Source organism: Polluticoccus soli (genome assembly GCF_029269745.1).
In the GTDB taxonomy this organism is placed as follows: Bacteria; Bacteroidota; Bacteroidia; order Chitinophagales; family Chitinophagaceae; genus Polluticoccus; species Polluticoccus soli.
Map to the genome: position 1 here is coordinate 1,227,424 of NZ_JARJHT010000001.1, position 20,639 is coordinate 1,248,062.

The 20,639-nt window shown below is 47.1% G+C and carries 20 protein-coding genes; 4 read left to right on the plus strand and 16 right to left on the minus strand.

Annotation, left to right across the window (positions count from 1 at the left end; genetic code table 11):
- Window positions 1-9: 9 nt before the first annotated feature.
- The 13 genes from P2W83_RS05475 to P2W83_RS05535 all read right to left on the minus strand — a co-directional run bounded on the left by P2W83_RS05475 (window position 10) and on the right by P2W83_RS05535 (window position 15,153).
- Window positions 10-1,086, minus strand: coding sequence for a cytochrome c oxidase subunit II (locus P2W83_RS05475; RefSeq protein ID WP_276132692.1), 1,077 nt, complete (start codon window positions 1,084-1,086; stop codon window positions 10-12).
- Window positions 1,087-1,168: 82 nt separating this feature from the next.
- Window positions 1,169-2,380, minus strand: a complete 1,212-nt coding sequence (locus P2W83_RS05480; protein ID WP_276132693.1) for a quinol:cytochrome C oxidoreductase — start codon at window positions 2,378-2,380, stop codon at window positions 1,169-1,171.
- A gap of 44 nt (window positions 2,381-2,424) precedes the next feature.
- Complete coding sequence (locus P2W83_RS05485; RefSeq protein ID WP_276132694.1) at window positions 2,425-3,105, minus strand: c-type cytochrome; 681 nt, start codon at window positions 3,103-3,105, stop codon at window positions 2,425-2,427.
- A gap of 41 nt (window positions 3,106-3,146) precedes the next feature.
- A complete protein-coding gene (locus tag P2W83_RS05490; protein WP_276132695.1) occupies window positions 3,147-3,722 on the minus strand; it encodes a DUF3341 domain-containing protein in 576 nt (191 codons plus the stop codon).
- 40 nt (window positions 3,723-3,762) lie between these two features.
- Window positions 3,763-5,202: an NrfD/PsrC family molybdoenzyme membrane anchor subunit gene (gene nrfD, locus P2W83_RS05495; protein ID WP_276132696.1), complete on the minus strand. Its 1,440-nt coding sequence runs from the start codon at window positions 5,200-5,202 to the stop codon at window positions 3,763-3,765.
- A 59-nt stretch (window positions 5,203-5,261) separates the two neighbouring features.
- Window positions 5,262-8,450: a TAT-variant-translocated molybdopterin oxidoreductase gene (locus P2W83_RS05500; RefSeq protein ID WP_276132697.1), complete on the minus strand. Its 3,189-nt coding sequence runs from the start codon at window positions 8,448-8,450 to the stop codon at window positions 5,262-5,264.
- Window positions 8,451-8,522: 72 nt separating this feature from the next.
- Window positions 8,523-9,785 carry a c-type cytochrome gene (locus P2W83_RS05505; protein ID WP_276132698.1) on the minus strand — a complete coding sequence of 421 codons (1,263 nt, stop codon included), beginning with the start codon at window positions 9,783-9,785 and terminating at the stop codon, window positions 8,523-8,525.
- Window positions 9,786-10,039: 254 nt separating this feature from the next.
- Window positions 10,040-10,828 carry an SDR family oxidoreductase gene (locus tag P2W83_RS05510; RefSeq protein WP_276132699.1) on the minus strand — a complete coding sequence of 263 codons (789 nt, stop codon included), beginning with the start codon at window positions 10,826-10,828 and terminating at the stop codon, window positions 10,040-10,042.
- Window positions 10,829-10,872: 44 nt separating this feature from the next.
- Entirely contained in the window at window positions 10,873-11,406 is a 534-nt protein-coding gene (locus P2W83_RS05515; protein ID WP_276132700.1) for a dihydrofolate reductase family protein, read from the minus strand.
- Between the two features lie 72 nt (window positions 11,407-11,478).
- Complete coding sequence (locus P2W83_RS05520; RefSeq protein WP_276132701.1) at window positions 11,479-11,784, minus strand: hypothetical protein; 306 nt, start codon at window positions 11,782-11,784, stop codon at window positions 11,479-11,481.
- Window positions 11,785-11,898: 114 nt separating this feature from the next.
- Window positions 11,899-12,129 (minus strand): hypothetical protein, encoded by a 231-nt coding sequence (locus tag P2W83_RS05525; protein ID WP_276132702.1) that lies wholly within the window; start codon window positions 12,127-12,129, stop codon window positions 11,899-11,901.
- A gap of 139 nt (window positions 12,130-12,268) precedes the next feature.
- Window positions 12,269-12,919 (minus strand): hypothetical protein, encoded by a 651-nt coding sequence (locus P2W83_RS05530; protein ID WP_276132703.1) that lies wholly within the window; start codon window positions 12,917-12,919, stop codon window positions 12,269-12,271.
- A 50-nt stretch (window positions 12,920-12,969) separates the two neighbouring features.
- The gene (locus P2W83_RS05535; RefSeq protein ID WP_276132704.1) at window positions 12,970-15,153 is read right to left on the minus strand and encodes a TonB-dependent receptor; all 2,184 of its coding nucleotides are present in this window, start codon (window positions 15,151-15,153) and stop codon (window positions 12,970-12,972) included.
- A 651-nt stretch (window positions 15,154-15,804) separates the two neighbouring features.
- On the opposite strand from P2W83_RS05535, the gene P2W83_RS05540 reads away from it, so the two are divergent.
- Genes P2W83_RS05540 through P2W83_RS05555 form a run of 4 tightly spaced genes read left to right on the plus strand, consistent with a single transcriptional unit; the run spans window position 15,805 to window position 18,231 of the window.
- Window positions 15,805-16,167 carry a hypothetical protein gene (locus tag P2W83_RS05540; RefSeq protein ID WP_276132705.1) on the plus strand — a complete coding sequence of 121 codons (363 nt, stop codon included), beginning with the start codon at window positions 15,805-15,807 and terminating at the stop codon, window positions 16,165-16,167.
- The gene (locus P2W83_RS05545) at window positions 16,167-16,811 is read left to right on the plus strand and encodes a hypothetical protein (RefSeq protein WP_276132706.1); all 645 of its coding nucleotides are present in this window, start codon (window positions 16,167-16,169) and stop codon (window positions 16,809-16,811) included. Before P2W83_RS05540 ends, P2W83_RS05545 begins: the two co-directional genes overlap by 1 nt.
- The gene (locus P2W83_RS05550) at window positions 16,808-17,590 is read left to right on the plus strand and encodes a sensor histidine kinase (protein WP_276132707.1); all 783 of its coding nucleotides are present in this window, start codon (window positions 16,808-16,810) and stop codon (window positions 17,588-17,590) included. Before P2W83_RS05545 ends, P2W83_RS05550 begins: the two co-directional genes overlap by 4 nt.
- The gene (locus tag P2W83_RS05555; RefSeq protein WP_276132708.1) at window positions 17,587-18,231 is read left to right on the plus strand and encodes a response regulator transcription factor; all 645 of its coding nucleotides are present in this window, start codon (window positions 17,587-17,589) and stop codon (window positions 18,229-18,231) included. Before P2W83_RS05550 ends, P2W83_RS05555 begins: the two co-directional genes overlap by 4 nt.
- Before the next feature lie 3 nt (window positions 18,232-18,234).
- On the opposite strand, the gene ychF is transcribed toward P2W83_RS05555, so the two are convergent.
- The 3 genes from ychF to P2W83_RS05570 all read right to left on the minus strand — a co-directional run bounded on the left by ychF (window position 18,235) and on the right by P2W83_RS05570 (window position 20,614).
- On the minus strand, window positions 18,235-19,332 hold the full coding sequence (ychF, locus tag P2W83_RS05560) for a redox-regulated ATPase YchF (protein WP_276132709.1): 1,098 nt from the start codon (window positions 19,330-19,332) through the stop codon (window positions 18,235-18,237).
- Between the two features lie 65 nt (window positions 19,333-19,397).
- Entirely contained in the window at window positions 19,398-20,147 is a 750-nt protein-coding gene (locus P2W83_RS05565) for a lysophospholipid acyltransferase family protein (RefSeq protein ID WP_276132710.1), read from the minus strand.
- A 2-nt stretch (window positions 20,148-20,149) separates the two neighbouring features.
- Entirely contained in the window at window positions 20,150-20,614 is a 465-nt protein-coding gene (locus P2W83_RS05570; protein ID WP_276132711.1) for a hypothetical protein, read from the minus strand.
- Window positions 20,615-20,639 lie beyond the last annotated feature (25 nt).

Genomic DNA, 20,639 nt, shown 5'->3' on the forward strand with positions numbered 1-20,639 from the left:
GCGTGACGATTACTTCATCGTTATTGCTTTAACACTATCAGTTTTGATCTCTTGCTGCTGGTTTGCAGGAGCAGCTTCTGTGCCTGCCGGCGCTGCTGGTGCAACGGCAGGGTTGTTAGCCGCAGAGTAAGAACCCTGAGCAGCCAGCCATGCATCGTGTTCGCCTTGCGTTTCTACGATGATGGTACCGCGCATAGCGTAGTGGCCTTTACCGCACATCTGGTCGCAAGATATTTCGTAAACGAAATTCGGGTTACCAGTGATCTCTTTCATTTGTTTGGTAGTGTATTTCGGCGTGAACCACAGTGTGGTCACAATACCCGGTACAGCGTCCATCTTCAGACGGAAGTGAGCCAGACCTACGTCGTGGATCACGTCGCGTGAACCGATAACGAGTTTGACAGGTTTATTTACCACCAGGTGCAGCTCACCGCTCTGAGAAATAACATCATCCATATTGGCTTTGTCATTCCAGTCGAGACCCAGCACGTTGTTAGCATCGTTTATCTTGCGGAAATCCCTTTTGCCAAGAGCATTGTCTTTACCAGGATAACGAACGATCCAGTTAAATTGTTTACCAACCACCTCAACAACAGCAGCATCTTTCGGAGCTTCAGATGTAATAGCAACCCAGTTACGCAGACCCACCGCTACCAGCGATGCCATCGCGATAGCTGGAATAGTCGTCCATATCAGCTCCAGCTTGTTGTTGTGAGCATAGTAGAAAGAAGCCTTGTTCTTTTCAGATGCCTGGTAGCGGAAGCAAAACCAGAACAGCAGCGTCTGAGTGATCAGGAATACAACGCCTGTAATAAGCGTAGTAATGTTAAACATCAGATCATAAGACTCGCCTTGCACAGAAGCAGACACTGGCAGCATTTTATCACGTAGTAACACGTGGCACTCCCAGATACCCCATAAACCCAGCACGAAGACGATAACCAACAACCAGGCCATAGTTCTGTTGACCCTTGCGTTGATCTTTTCTTCGCCACGCAGTATGGCAGCATATTCACTTGCTTTTGCAATCTGGTATATGATCATGAATACCAGAAATATCAATGCTATTGTTATAAGTCCCGACATGGTCAGTTCAGCTTGTATTTACTTAATTAGGTTAATCCGGTTATTAAAACTCAAATTAAATTTTTCTGTTCTTATCCTCTTATTAGCTCTGGTGCAGGATCGCCTCTTTCAACAACGGGTGGTTGTTTGGAACCAGCGATGCAGAAGCCAGTGTACGTGATACAGTGAAGATCAGTATACCTACGAAGCCTGCGAAAATTCCTATCTCGTACCAGCTCAGGTGCCAGTGCTCGCCCAGAGGGCCAGGCATGGTCATGATATAGAAGTCCAGCCAGTGACCGAAGATGATAGCCAGGGCCATGAAGCAAACTGTGAAATAGTTACGTTTGCTTGGGCGTGACATCAGGATCAGGATCGGCATCACAAAGTTGATGATGAATACAGAGTACCATATCATACCGTAAGGACCTTGCTGACGTATTTTGAAGTAAGTAGTTTCTTCAGGAATGTTACCGTACCAGATCAGCATGTACTGAGCAAACCAAACGTATGTCCAGAAGATGCTGAATGCAAACATCAACTTACCCAGATCGTGTACGTGCTCTTTGTTTACCAGCTGCAGATTACCCTGATTCTTCAGCGCAATAACAAACAGCAGGATAACAGACAAACCGCTCACGAATGCACTTGCGAAAGTGTACCAGCTGAACATAGTTGAATACCAGTGAGCATCGATGCTCATGATCCACAACCAAGGAGCAATACTCATTTGAGTAAGCGCATATACCAGGAGGAACAATGCACCCCATACTGCTGTAGCCCAGTAGATCTTAGTGCTGTTTTTCGGCGCGCCTTCCTGCTGCAGAGACAGCGAACGGAACTTAAAACCGAAGAAAGACCAAAGAGCTACCGTAACAACAGTAAAGCCTACGAACATTCCGGCATTCAGGAATGAAGACTTGCCTTGCAATATCTTGTCATCACCAGGATGTACCCAGTGGTAGATCGGATTGTGCCCATCAATGTTCACACCAAATGCAATGATGAACATAACGATCATAGCGATCAGACCGAATACCCAAACGTTGGCGCCGATTGCTTCAGGCACCCTTTTGTAGGCAACGATCCATGCACCTTGTGCAAGTGATGCAGCAGCCTGGATAAATATGCTGGCAACTGTTACCAACAGGAAGAATACGCTGTTGTGCAGCAGCACGATCCAGAAACGGGTTTTGTCGCTGTGGTCGCCACCGAGAAGAGTGAAAGCACCGATGATCAGTACCAGCAGGCCAAACAGCATCAGCCCAAGGCCTGTGTTCCTCATTCGCGCCGGTATCTCAAAACGTTCGTTCATTTGTAATCTTTATTAGAAGTACGTTTATAATTTCTTTAGTTCAATTAGTGTTGTTGTGGTTGTGCTGCAGCCTCGCCGTGTGCTTTGGTTGTATCAGCAGCCATTGCAGTTGGCCTCGCAGCAGTGCTATCAGCGCTCATACCCATCGTGAAAGCAGCACCACCATTAGCAGCTTGTGTTTTCTTGATATAGGCGATCACCTGCCAGCGCTGTTTAACATCCAGCTGGCTTGCATAAGAGCCCATCGCATTTTTACCAAACTTGATAGCTGCGTACATATTACCAACAGGCATGTGCAGATACTTAGCATCTTTCAGGTTAGCAGGCATAGCGGCAAATTTACCACTTGCATACAGCGGCCCGTTACCGTCCATGGCACTACCGTGGCAGATACCGCAGTAGATATTGAACAGGCGTCCACCTTCAGCAAGTTCAGCATCGTTGAAACGCATGTTGGTCGTAAATGCTTTGTAAGCATTCGTATCGCCCTCCATCAGGTGATCAGGCAACTGATGACCGCGGGCAACTGTACCCATTACAGGCAGACGGCTTGTTTGGCTATCTGCAAAGTTGGGGTTCGATGTATAAGCGTCGTAAGCACGAGAGTAGGTCATGTCAGGTGCATAGGTTCTACCGGGGTTACGGCGCATGTTACCACTGTTACACGCTGCCAGGCCCAGTCCTATCATCAGGCTTGCCACTACTAGGCTTTTGGTCTTATTCATAAATATTCTAAAATTCAAAAGTCAATTGAAAATGTGCGTGCTTACGCAAGTTTCTCGTAATGCTCTGCTATATCCCAGCGTCCGTACCACCAGTCAGATTCAGCGATCTGCACTGAAGTTTCAACAGCACCAGTTGTTTTCAAATAGTCTATTACTTCCTGGTCGGTCACGTGATCATTCAGCTCAATAGCAACAACAAACAGATCGTCTGTTTGACGTGGGTGGAAGACGTGCTTCTTAACGCCTGGCATGATCTGGTTGAGGTAGCAGAAAGTAAGTACCATACCTACAGCCGCAAACAATACAGTAAGCTCGAAAGTAATAGGTATGAATGCTGGCAGAGACCAGTGTGGTTTACCACCAAAATTGATAGGCCAGTCGGCAGTAAATATCCACGACATAAAACCTACTGCAGTGCTGGTACCTGTGATACCATAGATAAAACCTGCAACGTGCAGATCGGTATCTTTCAGACCCAGGGCGTGATCAAGGCCGTGTACCGGGAACGGTGTGTACACATCGTGCAGTTTATAACCGCTGTTGCGTACAGACTTTACCGCAGGGAACAACACTTCCTCGTCAGTGTAACAACCTACTGCAAATTTTTTTATAGCCATTTTATTTCAACAATTCTAAAGTTAAAATTCAAATACTCAATTAGTGGTGATGAGCAGCCAGCTGTTCTGTTGCAAACTCCTGGGTGTCTTTCGCATCAATAGCCGCCATTCTTTTCTTCTGCGCTTCGCCCGATGTTTTCAGAACGAACTTGATCTCAGCAATCGCAATAACCGGGAAGTACTTAGCGAACAGGAAGAAGCAGGTAAAGAACAGGCCGAATGTACCGAGGTAGAAACCAACCTCAGGCCATGTAGGCGAGTAGTAGGTCCAGCCACCAGGAATGTAGTCGCGATACAGAGACGTAACGATGATAACGAAACGCTCGAACCACATACCGATGTTCACCACGATCGACATAATGAACGTGAACGGAATGTTACGGCGCAGTTTTTTGAACCAGAACAACTGCGGAGATACCACGTTGCAGGTCATCATCGCCCAGTAGCTCCACCAGTATGGGCCAAGGATACGCCATTTGAATGCGTCTTGCTCATAAACAACCTGGCTGTACCATGCCATGAAAAGCTCAGTCAGATACGCAACGCCCACGATAGAACCGGTAAGAACGATTACTTTGTTCATCGCCTCGATGTGGCCAAGTGTTACGTAGTCTTCAAGTCCGAATATTTTACGAACCAGTATCAGCAGGGTTTGTACCATCGCGAAACCAGAGAAGATCGCACCCGCAACGAAGTATGGCGGGAAGATGGTAGTGTGCCAACCAGGTATTACCGAGGTAGCAAAGTCCATAGATACTATGGTGTGTACCGAAAGTACCAGTGGTGTCGACAGACCTGCAAGTACCAGTGACAGTGCCTCGTGACGCTGCCAGTTCTTAGCAGTACCTGTCCAGCCAAACGATGCCAGACCATATAAGCGCTTGCGCAGTTTTGTTTTAGCGCGGTCGCGGATGGTGGCGAAGTCAGGAATAAGACCAGAGTACCAGAACAATAATGATACAGTGAAGTAAGTAGAGATCGCAAACACGTCCCAAAGCAGGGCCGAGTTGAAGTTAGGCCACAACGGACCGCGCGAGTTAGGATAAGGCAGTACGAAGAAACCATCCCATACACGACCCATGTGGAAGATCGGGAACTGGCCCGCGCACATTACCGCGAAGATGGTCATCGCCTCAGCTGCACGGTTCACGCCCGTACGCCAGCCCTGGCGGAAAAGTAAAAGGATCGCAGAGATAAGTGTTCCGGCGTGACCGATACCTACCCACCATACGAAGTTGGTGATGTCCCAACCCCAACCTACGGTGCGGTTGATACCCCACACACCAATACCCCAATATACTTCCCAGAATACTGAGAAAACACCCAACATCAGCAGGCTTATCGAGAAGAAGAAGCCGATGTACCACATGCGGGATGGCTTCTGTTCAATTGGCCTGACGATATCTTCCGTCACCTGATGGTAGTCTTTGTCGCCATCTACCAGCGGTTCCCTTACAAACGATTCGTACTTAAGATGCATAGCACGTAATTAGTATAACGTATAAATATTATTACTGGCTTTCGCCGTTAACTCCTCAATTAGATGTGTGCTTTCAGCAAGCCATCTTTTGTCTCGTCACCTGCAAGAATCACCTCAGTGTTGCGGATGTTTGACAGATAGTTTACGTTAGGCAGCGTGTGTATTTGTTCCAGTACGTAGTAAGTACGCTCTTTCTGGTCTTCATTACGCAGTTTGTAGATCGCACTTGCCTTATCGTTCACGTTACCGAACAGAATAGCCTCTGTAGGACAAGCCTGCTGGCAAGCTGTGCGCGCTTCACCGTCTTTCATCGGACGACCTTCTTTCTTAGCTGTCAGTTTGGCATCCTGGAGACGTTGTACGCAGAACGTACATTTTTCCATCACACCACGGCTACGAACTGTTACGTCTGGGTTCAGCACCATGCGTGTCAGATCATCGTTGATATCATCGCGACGGTAGTCTTCGTACAGGTTGTCGTCGAAGCAGTCTGCACCGTTCCAATCCATCCAGTTAAAGTGACGTACTTTATAAGGACAGTTGTTCGCGCAATATTTAGTACCGATACAACGGTTATAAGCCATTTGGTTCAAACCTTCGCTGCTGTGGTTGGTAGCAGATACCGGGCATACGTTTTCGCAAGGTGCGTTATCGCAGTGCTGGCACATCATCGGCTGGAATACGGTCTGGATAGTATCCGGATCGTCTGGCATACCGCTGAAGTAACGGTCGATACGCAGCCAGTGCATTTCTTGCGACTTGATCACGTGTTTTTTACCTACAACCGATACGTTGTTCTCGGCCTGGCAGCCTATAACGCAGGCGCCGCAACCGATACAGCTATTCAGGTCGATTGACATACCCCAGTGGATGCCAACGTGCTCGTAGTTAGGATACAGTGTACCATTCTCACGGAAGCCTTGTTCGTCGAGGCCTCCAGCATGAGCACCGTGCTCTGCAGAAGCGACTTCACCATGAGGTGCAGCTTCGCCGTGGCCGGCTTCAGCACCGTGACCTTCCGGAGTTACCCAAGCCAGGTGAGAGTAGTGACCGATCTCGTTCTTACGCTCTTCCAGCAGCTGACCAGGGTTCTTCTTGAATTCGTCGAAAGTGTATTCGCGAATGATCGGACGACCTTCGTAGCTGTGGTGGGTCTGCGTGATGGCTACATCGTATGTACCTGCAGATTTTTCTATAGTAGCTGGTGAGCTGTAGCTGAATGTCTGACCGTTGAAAGCGATGAAAGGATATGCATTCTTACCGGTGTTGGCAGCTGCACGACCTACTTTCTCGTTACGGCCATAACCTACAGCGATGGCTACAACGTCGTTGTGCATACCTGGTACTACTACCATTGGCAGCTCCATTTCAACGTTGTTAGCTTTTACTTTCAGCAGGCGCTTAGCAGGCACAACTTCAGTAATGCTGGTCAGTTCTTCGCCCAGTTCTTTTGCTTTCTTAGGAGATACGCAAGCGTAGTTGTCCCAGGTAGCTTTTGTTATCGGATCAGGCATTTCCTGCAGCCATGGGTTGTTACTCCATGAGCCACCGTGGCCTATTGATATTTTTTGGTAGATAGCCAGCTCCATTCCTGATGCTGGTTTCTGTGCAGCGATAGCCGAGATAGCACCTGCAACGTTGCCCGCTGCTGCACCACCGCCTATTGCCATTTCGCCTGCTGGTTCGATCACGCCGTCCTGGAGTGCCTGGTCAAATGTTTGCTGGCCACCCAGTTTACCCATCCAGTACTGTTTCCAGAAGTCTGCATAAGTAGTAGTGTTACCTGCCCATGTCAGCAGGCTGTCCTGGAACGCACGTGTTTTGAACAGTGGCGCGATACCCGGCTGCATCAGGCTGTAATAACCTGGCTTAGGTTCTGCATCACCCCAGCTTTCCAGGAAGTGATGATCAGGAACTGCGTATGTGCAAAGCTGTGCGGTCTCATCCATCCTGTCGGCGAATGATACAGTCACGGGAACTTTCTTCATTGCTGCTGCAAACTTCTGACCGAAGGCGAAGTCGTAAGCAGGGTTAACACCGTGTATCAGCAGGGTACCTACCTGGCCAGCTTCCATTGCGTTCATTACAGCAACGAGGTCAGCTTCTACACCTTGCTTGGTGTTGTTGGTCAATGCCCAGTTTACAGTAGTGCCGTTAGCGCCGATAGCAGCGTTGATAGCATTTACTACAGTCTGAACATTTACATCGTTCGAACCGCATACTACCAAGCCGTTACCAGCTTTCAGGTCGTTTGCAGCTTTTACGATGAGGTTATTAAGATTTTTGCTTGCGAAGGCAGGAGCTGTACCGTTGATAGCGTTGTAAAGAGCAACAACTACCGCACCTGTTTCAGATGGCTTGATGGTAGCACGGTGGTCAGCTTTTGCACCGGTGATAGTGTGCATCGATTCAACCTGGTAATGCTTAGACATTACCGGATTTTTCACGCTCACTTTACGGCCTACACTGTATTGTTTTGCAAATTCTATTGGAGACAACCATGTACCGAGGAAGTCTGCACCAATGCTCACGATGGTCTTAGCCTTGTCGAAATGGAACGAAGGCAGCGCACGTTTGCCGGTAGCAGCTTCAGCGGCCAGCAGCATACCAGAGTACGACATCGGGTCGTAAACCACGTGTTTTACGTTAGGGTATTTTGCTATAAACTGGCTGATGATCTCTTTTGTGGTCGGGCTGATGATTGTAGAAGTCAGCAGGTAAGCCTGGCCCTGTGCAGAAGCAAGACCTTCCATTACTTTACGGTCGATAGCCTCAAACGTAGCTTCCTGACCGGCAGCCAGCGGCTGGCGCAGACGGGTCTTGTCATACAGGTTCAGTACAGAAGCCTGCACACGGGCTGAAGTACCGCCGCGTGTGATAGACGACTTTTCGTTACCTTCTATCTTGATAGGACGACCATCGCGCGTTTTGATAACGATAGCGCAGTAGTCGCCGCCATCTACGTATGTAGAAGCGTAATAGTTAGGAACACCTGGTGTAATATCCTCTGGTTTGATAGCGTATGGGATAGCCCTGCGAACAGGCATCTCACAGCTTGCAGCCAGGGTTGCAGCCACGGTGCTGAAACCTAAGAATTTCAAAAAGTCGCGGCGGGGAGTGGCAGCATCCAGGAATTTGTCGCTCACGTCAAACGGCAGCGATTCCTTGAATTCGTTGTCAACCACCTCTTTGTGAGCTGTACTATCGTTCAGCTCTTCAAGCCCCTTCCAATATTGTTTTTGACTCATACGGTTTGATCCGGTATAAATGTGTTTCCGAATAATTTTAAACTATGTTGTTTCCCTGGTGAATGGCCACTACTAGTAGTGACATTTCTGACATTCCAATCCGCCGATGTCCTCCACAGTTACGCCATCACGTTTACCGGCTTTGATCTCGTTGTGATATTTCTCGAAAATGCTGTAGTAGTTGTTTTCAGCAAACTGCACCTGTGTTTGACGGTGGCAGTTGATACACCAGCCCATTGAAAGCGGAGCAGCCTGGTAAACTTCATCCATTTCTTCAATGCTACCATGGCAACGCTGGCACTGGATCTTACCTACTGCTACGTGCTGTGAGTGGTTGAAGTAAACGTGGTCTGGCAGGTTGTGGATCTTCACCCATTTAACAGGTGTAGCTTTGATATTGCCATTCGCGTCGCGGATGTAGTCCTTCTTTGCAGGATCCCAGCCAGCATATTTGTACAGCTTCTGGATCTCTTTGGTACCATCTACCCTTTCACCTTCAGCTGTGTACAGCGGATGATCTGCATCGCCAGTGTATTCGCTGATCGATTTGTGACAGTTCATACACATGTTAGGAGAAGGGATCATAGCCTGGCGGCTCTTCTCAGCACCTGCGTGGCAATACAAACAGTTGATCTGGTTGATACCTGCGTGCACTTTGTGCGAGTAGAATACCGGTTGTTCAGGCTGGTAGTTTTGTTGACGACCCATTTCAATGGCGCCGTTCACTATCCAGTAACCAGCTGCGATGAATGCAATGATAACAGCCATAGCGATGAATACCTTGTTGCGATACAAAGGAATTTCTTCGCTGCTTGCCTGGCCTTCTTTTTGCTCAGCCACCTTACGCAGGCCGCTGTTAACGCGCCACAGGATGATAGCAAGTACTAATAATATAAGTGTGATAACTGTATACAGCCATCCGTTGCTTTCCTTAGCTTCGGTAGTTGCAGTAGCACCTGCAGCAGGACCAGCAGCTGAAGGCGGCTCAACTGAGTTTACATAAGTAACGATAGCATCGATCTCATCGTTGGTCAACGAAGGGAACGGGGTCATTGGAATTTTACCCCATTTGTTGTAGATATCGTTGGCATACTTATCGCCAGCTTGTACCAGCTTCTGCGATCCGTGTACCCAATCGTGCAACCACTCTTTGCTAGGCACACGCGAATCGACACCTTTCAGGGCAGGGCCTGTGGCATCCTTCAGCGGGTTGTGACAGCTGGCGCAGTTCGATTGGAACAAAGCCTTCCCATCTGGGGCGGCAAAAGAAGAGACGTGGAAAACGACCAGGGCAATTACGGTAGCAAATATGCTCTGGGCGATCCTCCGGAACATTGGCTTATTTGATTCTGACACAGGAATAAATTTGAAAATTAACGTTCCTTTTTGACAAAGCGTGGGCAAAACTACAACACAATGACGAAAGTTTATACACATTTGTTAAAAAATGTTTTTCAATACTGGCGCGGGTTTCAGAGGATATTTTGTTCATGACAATGTATCAATGTCATTCTATTGTCAGCAAAAAACCCCTTTTGTTTTCCCCACATTTTGATGCTTTTAGCTTCACTGATTTAACGCAAACTTCATTAGATAGAGCCCGTACGGCCGCCATCAACAGGTATGCTGGTTCCATTAATATAGCCAGCAGCGCCCGATGCGAGGAACGCGATCAGCGACGCGATCTCCTCCGGCTGACCAAATCGTTTGGCAGGTATCTCCTCCAACATCTCCTTTTCAACTTCTTCTTGCCCCATCCCGGTTTTAGAGGCTTTATTATTAATAATAGCGTCAAGCCGGCCTGTAGCTGTGGCTCCAGGCAGCACGTTATTTACGGTAATACCGAATTGCCCCAACTCATTGGCCATGGTCTTAGCCCACGATGCCACCGCCCCTCGAATGGTATTGGAAACACCCAATCCCTTTAGTGGTATCTTAACAGAAGTAGAGATAACGTTGATGATACGGCCATAACCCGCCTGTTTCATACCACTCATCACTGCGGTAGTCAAAATATGATTGCACACCAGGTGCTGGTTGAACGCCGCCAGGAAAGCCTCGGGCTTTGCATCCACTATAGGTCCGGCAGCAGGGCCACCGCTATTGTTTACCAATATGTGCACTGTAGTTTGCTGCACCAGTTTGCCCACTTGCTCGCCTACCTGTTGCGGCTGCGAAAAATCGGCCACGAGGTAGCTGTGTTTTTGACCCTTAGAGCTATCTAGTTCCGCAACTGCTTTTTTCAGCGCTTCTTCGTTGCGGGCAATGAGCACACAGTTGGCGCCGAGGCTGGCCAGCGATTGCGCCGAAGCGAAACCTATACCCTGGGTACTGCCGGCTATCAGCGCGGTTTTACCCTCAAGGCTTAGTGATAACATAATTGAGATTTGGCGCGAATTTAGCAATTCCGCTAATTGGGTAGCTATTTTTCTGCTTTGGGCTTTAGCGCATACTTGACGGAGACCAACCCGGTATCATAGGTTTTCGACTCCAGCAACTCCAGTTGCACGCGGCCGTTTATGTTCTGAAACAAAGGTTTACCTGCACCCAGCAATATAGGGTGTATCGATAACCACAGTTCATCAACCAGTCCGACATTCATCAGAGAAGTAGTAAGCGCCGCACCACCAAATAGCCAGATGTCTTTACCCTCCTGATTTTTGATGCCTTTCACTGCAGATTCAAAATCACCGGATATCACAGTGATCCCTTCATCGAGCCCGACAACAGTATTGGAAAAAACATACTCTTTGACCTTTGGCATCCAGTCTGGTTCTGCATCTTTATTAGCCAGCAACACTTCATGGCTCTTTCTGCCAATGAATGCAGTATCTATTCGTTTGAAGAATTCCGACAAACCATAATCCTGGTCTGTAAAACACCAATCGTATTCACCATTAGGACCTTCAATAAAACCGTCGAGGCTGACTGCGAGGCCGAGGATAACTTTGCGCATAGTTGTAGAATTTGCTTCGCGAAAATAGGAATTGCAGTAACGAAAAAGCCACTCCTTCGAGTGGCTTTTATATCAATAAACTTCTCCGTTGGTTTTGTAACGCGCCAGCCTTTTGTCTGATCGTACCAACTTATCGTGAATGGCGTTTTTTTCTTTCGATGTAAGTACTCCGTCCAGTTCGTATTTCTCCAGCGTATTCTTAATTGTTTGCTGTTCCATCATCAGCTTCTCATACTCGCGGTCGGTGATCTTTTTGCTTTTGAGCGCCGCCTTGATCGTTTTCTCCTGCGATTTCAATTTGCCTTTAAAATCCTGCGCGTTCGCCTGCATTGTAACTGCTGCAGCAAACACTAAGAGTGTGTATACCTTTCTGTACATATCGTTCTGAGTTTTTGGGGATGCTAAAATAATACAGAAAGGTTTGTTTTAATAGTTGCGAAAACGCGCAAGGGCGGCGCCTTAGCACCGCCCCTACACAAATATCTTTATCGTCTACTTTAACTCACAACTCGTAGGCGTACATACTTCCTCATCTTTCTTTGCATCTTTACCGCTACCCGGAAGTGTCGCATCCACCTTCTCAACTTTCACCGATTCTTCTTCTTTAACACTTCCGGGCTTGCACGAATACAGGGTTAACACCAAACCCAGTATCGCTGTTACTATAGCCGTTACTATCAAACCTTTCCACTTCATCGCACGTATGAACGCCAACAATCTCATTACTCATCTATTTAGTCTAACACACAAATCCGTTACATGAGTATAAAAGAGCGTGCCAGCCCATCAGGAAGGCGTTAACGAAAACAAAAAAAGCGCGCAGATACTTGCGCGCTTCTATTTAACAGTAAAAAACGAGTAGTTAGTCGTCGCCCTTGCTTTGCTCAAACATATAGGTATTGGTGGTCTTGCCCCAATACGGTTTTGTAATGTCCTCGCTTGATTCTTTTGCAAACAGGCCATCAGCTTTTTCAAAATAAGGAAGGGCTGCTTTCTTGCCACCGCCAAACATTTTTGGTGTGAAGAATTTGCTCATGCCGCGCAGGTGGTAGATACGTGGATTGTTCGGATTAACCTCTTTTGCTTTGTCGAGATTCTCGTCAAACACCTTACCGTATTTCTGCCAGCGGGCTTGTGGTTTTACGGCCATGCGTGCGTTGGCCAGCATGCCGCGCAATACATACGTTTCATCATTGTCTTTGCCCAACAGGCTCACGGTTTCATCCAGCTCTTTGTCAGCTTCGTCCAGGTATGCATCGCGCTTGCTTTCTTCTTTCTCCATATAAGAGAGTATGCCTTTGCTGTATGCATTGTAATAGTGCGTCGACCATTCGCTACCCCATTTTTTCGAGATCATGGCAAACTTGTTGCTGGCGTCTACTTTCTTTTGAAAATCCTGCGTAGTATCAAAAGCGATAAATGTTTTTTGCAGTGCATCCTGGAAAGTTGCCTGCGCTTTGCAATTAACTAGGCCCAATGCTATCAGGGCTGTGAGTAAAATGTAACGTGTCATGTTATTTGTGATTTACGATTTTTGATTTGTTATCGATGATTGTGAATTCACTACAGTTCGTCTTTGTCAAACTCCGTGAGTGAGAAGTTTACACCTACGAATACAGAACGGTACAGAGCCGGACGCGTCGGAATAGCCTGTCCACCGCTGTACCTGTAGCCAAATACATTCTTGGCATTCGTCACATTGTCAACACCACCATAGATCACAGTAAACCATTTTTTTATCGAAGTCAGGTAGTTGATAGCGATAGAGAGGTTATGGTATTCCGGTGTGCGACCACTCATAAATGCTACTTCGGGGTCTGGGTTGAAATAAGGCCTTCCGCTCGAATAGCTATAGGTAGTATTGATCTGCGTCTGCCATTTAGGTATAAAGTATTTGGTTACGATATTCAGATTATGAGTGGCAATAAAGTCTGGTTGAACTTCTTCCAGGTAGTTCCGATAGATGCGGCGGGTATCTATATAGCTATATGAGATCCAGTAATCAGCATTTTTGATGCTCTTTTTGTCGCGCCAGAAAAGCTCAGCACCGGTAGCATAGCCATCACCTGTATTGCTGACCGGGCCCGCTATCGTCCTTTGAGCAAGTGCTGCGGGATTGAACGGCATGTTGCCAAGTTCGCGTACCAGCTGGTCATAATCTTTATAGTAACCCTCTATGCGCAATATGCGGTCGTTCTTCATCAGCTGGTAGTTAGCTATGTAGTGGATAGAACGTTGCAATCCAGGTTTATAATCCTGCAGGAAATATTGGGGATCTGCTATCTGGTAGAAGATGCCACTGGCTACTGAGAACTGTCCGTTCTTGCCAGCTTTAATAGCTAATGCCAGGCGTGGCGACACTGAATTTTGCTCCAGCAGGCCACTATGCTCATAACGTACTCCTGGCTTAAATGCCAGCCAATAAATAGGTGTCCAGTCAGCTTCTGCATATCCCGCAACTTGCGTTTCAGTAAACTCAGTTTTGAAAGTATCGAATGCCTGGTGGTACGTAAAGTTTTGAACCTCGGTACCGGCCAATATACTCAGCCTGCTGTTCACATACCTTTTTGCTTCTGCGCGAAATTGTGCACGGTCATCCTTGTTCAATATGTTCAAAGTATTTGCCTTAATATCATCCTGGTTTTTAGTGTACGAACCCGCAACATACAGGTTCCATTTTTCCTTCAGCATCTGCCTGTACGACACAATACCGTATCCATATTGGTTCTTCACCCCAAAGTCCAGGGTCTCAGTCTCTTTACCTTGCGCAGGATTGGGCACACGTGTTCCACTGCTGAAGGTGGTATAATTCACCAAAGCTTTGATGATACCATCCTTGTTTGGTTTGTGAACATATCTCGCTGAACCGCCACCGCCTTTAGGCACATCATAAAAATCCATGTTGGTTTTCGCTATGCCGTAAAAAGGTGAGAGGTTATTGTAATAGGCCGAACCTTCTAGGCTGGTATTCTTCAACAACTTGGCACCGGAGAAATAGACACCGGCCATATTGATACCGGTATTGATCGTGCTTTTATCGGGCATGTCGTTGCTATTCAATTCCAGTACTGACGACAGAGCCTGTCCGTAACGTGCACTGTAACCGCCGCTGCTGAATGCAACGCCTTTAAACTGAAAGGGACCGAAACGACTGCGCGCCGCAACACCCGGCGCAGTACTAAAGAAAGCGTTTTGCGCTATCAGCCCGTCTACCACGAAAGCAGCCTCGCTGGCATCACCACCGCGCACAAACAGGCCTGTCTGCGTGCCTTGCTGTTGCGTACCCGGTAACGTCTGGATAGCTTTTACCACATCGGCCTGTGAACCTGCAGTAGTCACAATGTCCAGCGAACTGAGTACTGTTTTACCTTTATCCGATGCTTCAAAAGAGCCTGCTGTCACCACTACTTCATCCAGCTTCTTAGGCGCTTCCTTCATTTTCAGCACAATATCCTTTACATCACCATTGACCGTGATGGGCAATCCCGCGTTTTCATGCCCCACTTCTGAAGCAACGAGGGTTTGGGCACCTTTTTCCTCGGTAGTAAAACTGAAAGCCCCTGTGCTGTCGCTGGTAGCCCCATCTATGGTATTATCCAGGTAAATGCTGGCATTGCGCACCGGTACATTCTTCTGGTCTACAACACGCCCGCTGATAACAGATTGGGCATTTGTGGCTGTTACAGATAACACCACAAAGCCAAGCGCTTTGAGTGTGATAAGTTTATTGCGTAAAGCTTGTTTCATAAAAACATTCAATTCTTTCTAAATATGGTGCAAATCTACACATGACGTAGCCATGACAGAAAAGAGTTTCGGCAAAACGGGGCGGTTTGTCGGTAAACGAGGGAAAATAAGCGGTGAAACAGCCAAAAATGTTAAGGTTCTGTTGGCACACGGTACTTCCCACGGATGTGGCACGACCTTTTTTACTTCTAATACGAAGACGGATTTGAACTGTCAGACCGCTTCGAAAGACATTATCAAGATCTTTTAAATTTTCCCTCCTGTCATGTCGGGCGGTAGCCTGGATTGTAGTTTTCTTCTCTTGTGTTAGCTGCCACCCGACATGACATACTCTCCTTTCTATTGTTGTATTTTTATTGTATATTTGTAGTAAATATGATCTGGTGAACCTTTTCGTTATGGTCATGCTACTTATCCCGGAAATATCTCCACTTCCGCACCACCATCCGGAAAAAACTAACTTGTCACCTAACAATCTGCAACATTTTTATTGCGACAAACGTTTGACAATCAATTCATAGAAATAAAAATCATTATACCAAACCCGTTATTTCAAACTCCAAATACCGTGTTTTCACGGTGGCCAGACCGCTGATACTCAATATCTTTAGGTCGATCAACATTATTCACACAACAAACAAACACTTGATTATGAGCACTACAACCGGTACGACAATTGGCGCCCCCGTTTCCATTGAGGAAGCGAACCAGTACATTACAAACCACATCGACGGATATTTTAATCCTGGTCATTACCCTGTTAAGTCCTTCAGCTACGATGCAGGATTACTGCGCGATTATCTGAATGCCAATCCAAACATTGAGAACGTGAAGATCGTACTCGGCGTTAGACCAGACGAAGGCGGGACAAATGCTCCAACGTTAGTACTAGTTGGATATGACGTACATGGCAATTACATAAAAACAGCTGACAACATGGTACTTGACCAGGCTATTTCATGTCCTCACGCTTGTCCAACGGTTGGCCCAGCTTCACAAGATCTTATTAGCTAATGACTCAGCTCATACTAACGGTTTATATCGCAATTCTATTTTTTGCAACCCTGGTAGGTTTGTTCAGGTACTCTTCGCTGGACAAAGCTACCAGGCTGTTAGTATGGTATATTTGCTTCACTTTCCTTACCGAAACAGCCGGTATGATCATAGCTGTTTTTTATAAACACCACAACGCGTTTCTCTATCATTTTTATTCCGTCCTGCAGTTTTCTTTAATAACCCTTTATTTCAACTTCTCTGAGGAGCGTAAAACTGTAAATAAAGCTGGCTGGATCATTGCTATCGCCGGTGTCGTTGCCTGCATCCTTAATACCGTTTTTCTCCAGCCTCTAAGCGAATTGAATACTTACTTTATCGTGCTGGAATCATTTCTTATTATAGGCATGGCGCTGATCGCATTTTATCGTCTGCTGATAAGTGATGAATTGGCAATTTTCAGCCAGCCCCGGTTTTGGTTCAGCGCAATCTTTCTTGTGTTCTGGAGCTTTACATTCTTTTACTGGTTGGTTGGTGCTGCTATTTATAAGGCAATGCCGGAAAAAGCGCCCTGGCTGAATTTGATGATCTGGCTTATCAATATAGTCACCTATGCCGCCGTCGGTGGCGTATTTCTATCACATAAAAAAATGAGACCCGCGTGAACCCGGAAACAACATTATTGGTATTTATTCTTGGCAGCTTGCTGCTGACACTTTTTGCTTTCTTCCTGATCATCTATGTTACCATTCAGAAACGGAAGCAGTATCGTCATTCGCTCGAAAAACAGCGCATGGAACACAAGTACGCCAGCCAGCTACTGCAAAGCCAGATAGAGGTGCAGGAACAGGCGCTGAAGAATTTCTCAGAAGAGATACACGATAACGTTGGCCAGGTGCTCAGCCTCACAAAAATGCAGCTCTATCGCATTGCCGAAACAGCTACCGACGAACTGATACGCAACAATGCGCAAAAAAGCACAGAGCTTCTTACCAAAGCAATTTCCGACTTGAGGAGTCTAAGTCATACAGCAAATGGTGGCCTTATCTCCAATATCGGATTGGTAGAGAGCATTCGAAAAGAGATGGGTTATATATCGTCGGCAAAAAATATTAATTGTACCTTCGACGTGAAGGGCGACCCTTATCCGTTGGGTAGTGAAAAAGACCTGCTTGTCTTCCGCATTATCCAGGAATCGATAGCCAATGCGCTCAAACATGCGAATCCCCGCAGCATGAATATTAGACTGGTATACGAACCGGATTCATTTCATGTATCGGTGATCGATGATGGCAAAGGCTTTGATACTACTGCGGTAACAAACAACGGTCTTGGTTTGAATAATATCAAATTGCGCACCGACCTGCTGAAAGGGAAGCTCGATATACTGTCATCAAAAGAGGCAGGCACCACTGTCAGCCTTGAAATGCCCGTTTTGGTATGAGCGAAGACGAAAAACAAACTATACACCTGGCGCTTGCCGACGATCACGCGCTATTCCGCAAAGGCCTTTCTGAACTGGTAACCGGTTTCGAGGGCATGCACATACTTTTCGACGCTGCCAATGGCAGCGAACTCATCGAAAAACTGCGTAGCGCAAAAAAACTCCCTGATATCTGCATCCTGGATATCAACATGCCAGTAATGAATGGCTACGAAACTGCAGAAAAGATAAAAGCAGAGTGGCCGAACATGAAGATACTCGCCTTGTCAATGCTCGACACCGAGTTTAACATCATTAAAATGCTGAAGGCCGGCGCTGGTGGCTACATTCTAAAAGACGCCGAGCCTAAAGAATTGCAAAAAGCGTTACTGGCTATTTACAGTGATGGTTTTTACCATTCTGAACTGGTAACAAGCCGCCTTCGCGTGAAAGAAGGACCACTCAGTCTTACAGACAAAGAGGAAACATTCCTGGGATACTGCTGTACGGAGCTCACCTACCGCGACATTGCTGAACGTATGAACGTCAGTCCACGCACGGTAGACGGTTACAGGGATATCCTGTTTGCTAAGCTGGATGTGAAAAGCCGTACCGGCCTTGCAATGTATGCGATCAAGTCGGGCCTGGTTACCCTTACCTGACTGTTATACGTTAAAGCGGAAGTGAAGTACATCACCGTCTTGCACGATGTACTCTTTACCTTCTATACGTAGCTTACCATTGTCACGGCAAGACGCTTCACTGCCAAACTGCACGTAATCTTTGTAGGCTATAGTTTCAGCTTTGATAAAGCCCTTCTCGAAATCGGTATGAATAACGCTGGCAGCCTGTGGTGCTTTCCAGCCCTGGTGTATTGTCCATGCACGTACTTCCTGTACGCCTGCCGTGAAGTAGGTAATGAGATTCAGCAGTTGGTATGCAGCGCGAATCAGGCGGTTTAGACCCGGTTCAGTTAAGCCGTATTCACCTAAGAACAGTGCCTTGTCTTCCTCGCTTTCCATCTCAGATATCTGCGCTTCGATGGAATTATTCATTACGATAACGCCAGCGCCTTCTTCTGTAGCTACTTTCACCAGTGCCTCTGAGTATTTGTTGCCGGTATGAATAGACGCCTCGTCTATGTTGGCTACGTACAGAACCGGCTTTTGAGTAAGCAGGAACAAGTCTGCAATTGCTTCCAGGTCTTCACCTTCCAGCTGCAAACCGCGGATGTTCTTACCTTGAGAAAGATGGTCTTTGCAACGAGCCAACACATCATATATACGCTTGGCTTTGGGATCATTCTTAGCGATCTTCTCATAGCGTTGCATCTTCTTCTCTACGCTCTCCATGTCTTTCAGCTGCAGTTCGGTATCGATGATCTCCTTGTCACTCACGGGGTGAATCTCACCTTCCTCGCGCAGGATGTTCTCATCTTCGAAGCAACGGATCACATGCACAATAGCATCCACTTCACGGATATTAGCCAGGAACTTATTCCCGAGTCCTTCACCTTTGCTGGCGCCTTTTACCAGGCCCGCGATATCCACAAACTCGATGGTAGTTGGGACAATGCGTTGTGGTTGCACGAGGTCGGCAAGTTTAGCCAGCCTTTCATCGGGCACGTCAACCTGTCCTACGTTTGGTTCTATAGTACAGAACCTGTAGTTGGAAGCCTGCGCTTTGGCGCTGTTGCTAACCGCGTTGAACAATGTTGATTTACCTACGTTGGGCAGACCTACTATACCTACTTGCAAAGCCATGGGTGCTTAAAAATTTGCGCAAAGGTACGTCCAAATTGCCATTTTAACGCAGAAACGGCCCTGTTTTAACTTGATTTATAGGGATATCCGTGCTTTTTGAGCTCAGCGCCCATCAAGTCGTGGAGTTGCTGCTTGAGCGCCGGCAGGTCCGATACGGCAAGGCCTTCCACCGAAACAGGGTCGAGGAAGACCACCCGGTTCCTGCCCGGCCATAGCTTCCACCAGCCCCCAAAGTGCCAGCGGTTAACGGTATCAAGGAAGAGGACAGGCAAAATAGGCGTTTGCGAGGTTATTGCCAGCTTAAAAGCACCATTATGGAAGGGTGCCATTGGCTCGGCAGTCTCGTTGAAGGTTCCTTCGGGAAAGATCGCAATGCTGGACTCGTTCCTGATGGCCCGCCACATGAGGCGCATGCTCTTGGCACGATGGTCGGCGCTACTGCGGTCTACGAGGATGGTGAGCTGTTTATAAATGAAACCGAATAACGGTATCTGGGCCATCTCCTTTTTAGCCAACGTCCTGAAATAGCATGGAAGTGCGGCATATATCGCAACCGTATCCATATAAGAAATATGGTTGGCCACAACCACATACTTCCGGTTATCAGGTCTTTTCCCTATCCGCCTGATAGGCATTCCAATTATTGCTAGCCACCCGATAGCCCAATAGTGCACTATATACCATATGGCTTCGCGGGCATTAGGATGGTCCCTGCTGCCGATCAATAGAAAGAATGGGAATGCAGCCAAGATACTCACCACAAATGTGGTGAGTACAAAGACAGTATAAAAAGGCTGAAGAACCTTCCTGATCATGATTAGTGCATGCCCGGGAACAATGGCCTGCCTATCAGCTCACGGAACGGCCAGGGGATGGTCGCAATAATGACGAGCAAAGCAATCAGTGTGAACCAAAACAGTTTCTTGTGCTTCGCGCTGTCAGCGATATTTTTCTTGGCGGCAGAATAGCCGATATGGATAAGTACGATCGCAATGAGCATACCGGTCAGGTGCTCTACTGCAAAGAAGCGATTGTACTTATTTGACATAAGGTCGGAACTGCTGGTGAGTACGGTGAACCAACCTTTCATGTAATACAAGGCGAGGCCCAACAACAGCTGGATGTCGGCGCTTATCATCAGGAACAGAGCAGCCTTCTTATCACCCTTGGTAAAAGCGCTATTGCTGGACATACCCATCATAGAACGGATGATGGTGAGCAGCGCAAAAAACAATACTACCCAACGCATGAAATTGTGTAAGTGAAGAAGTCCTTGTTCCATGTATTTCTATTTTGCGGTTAAAGTT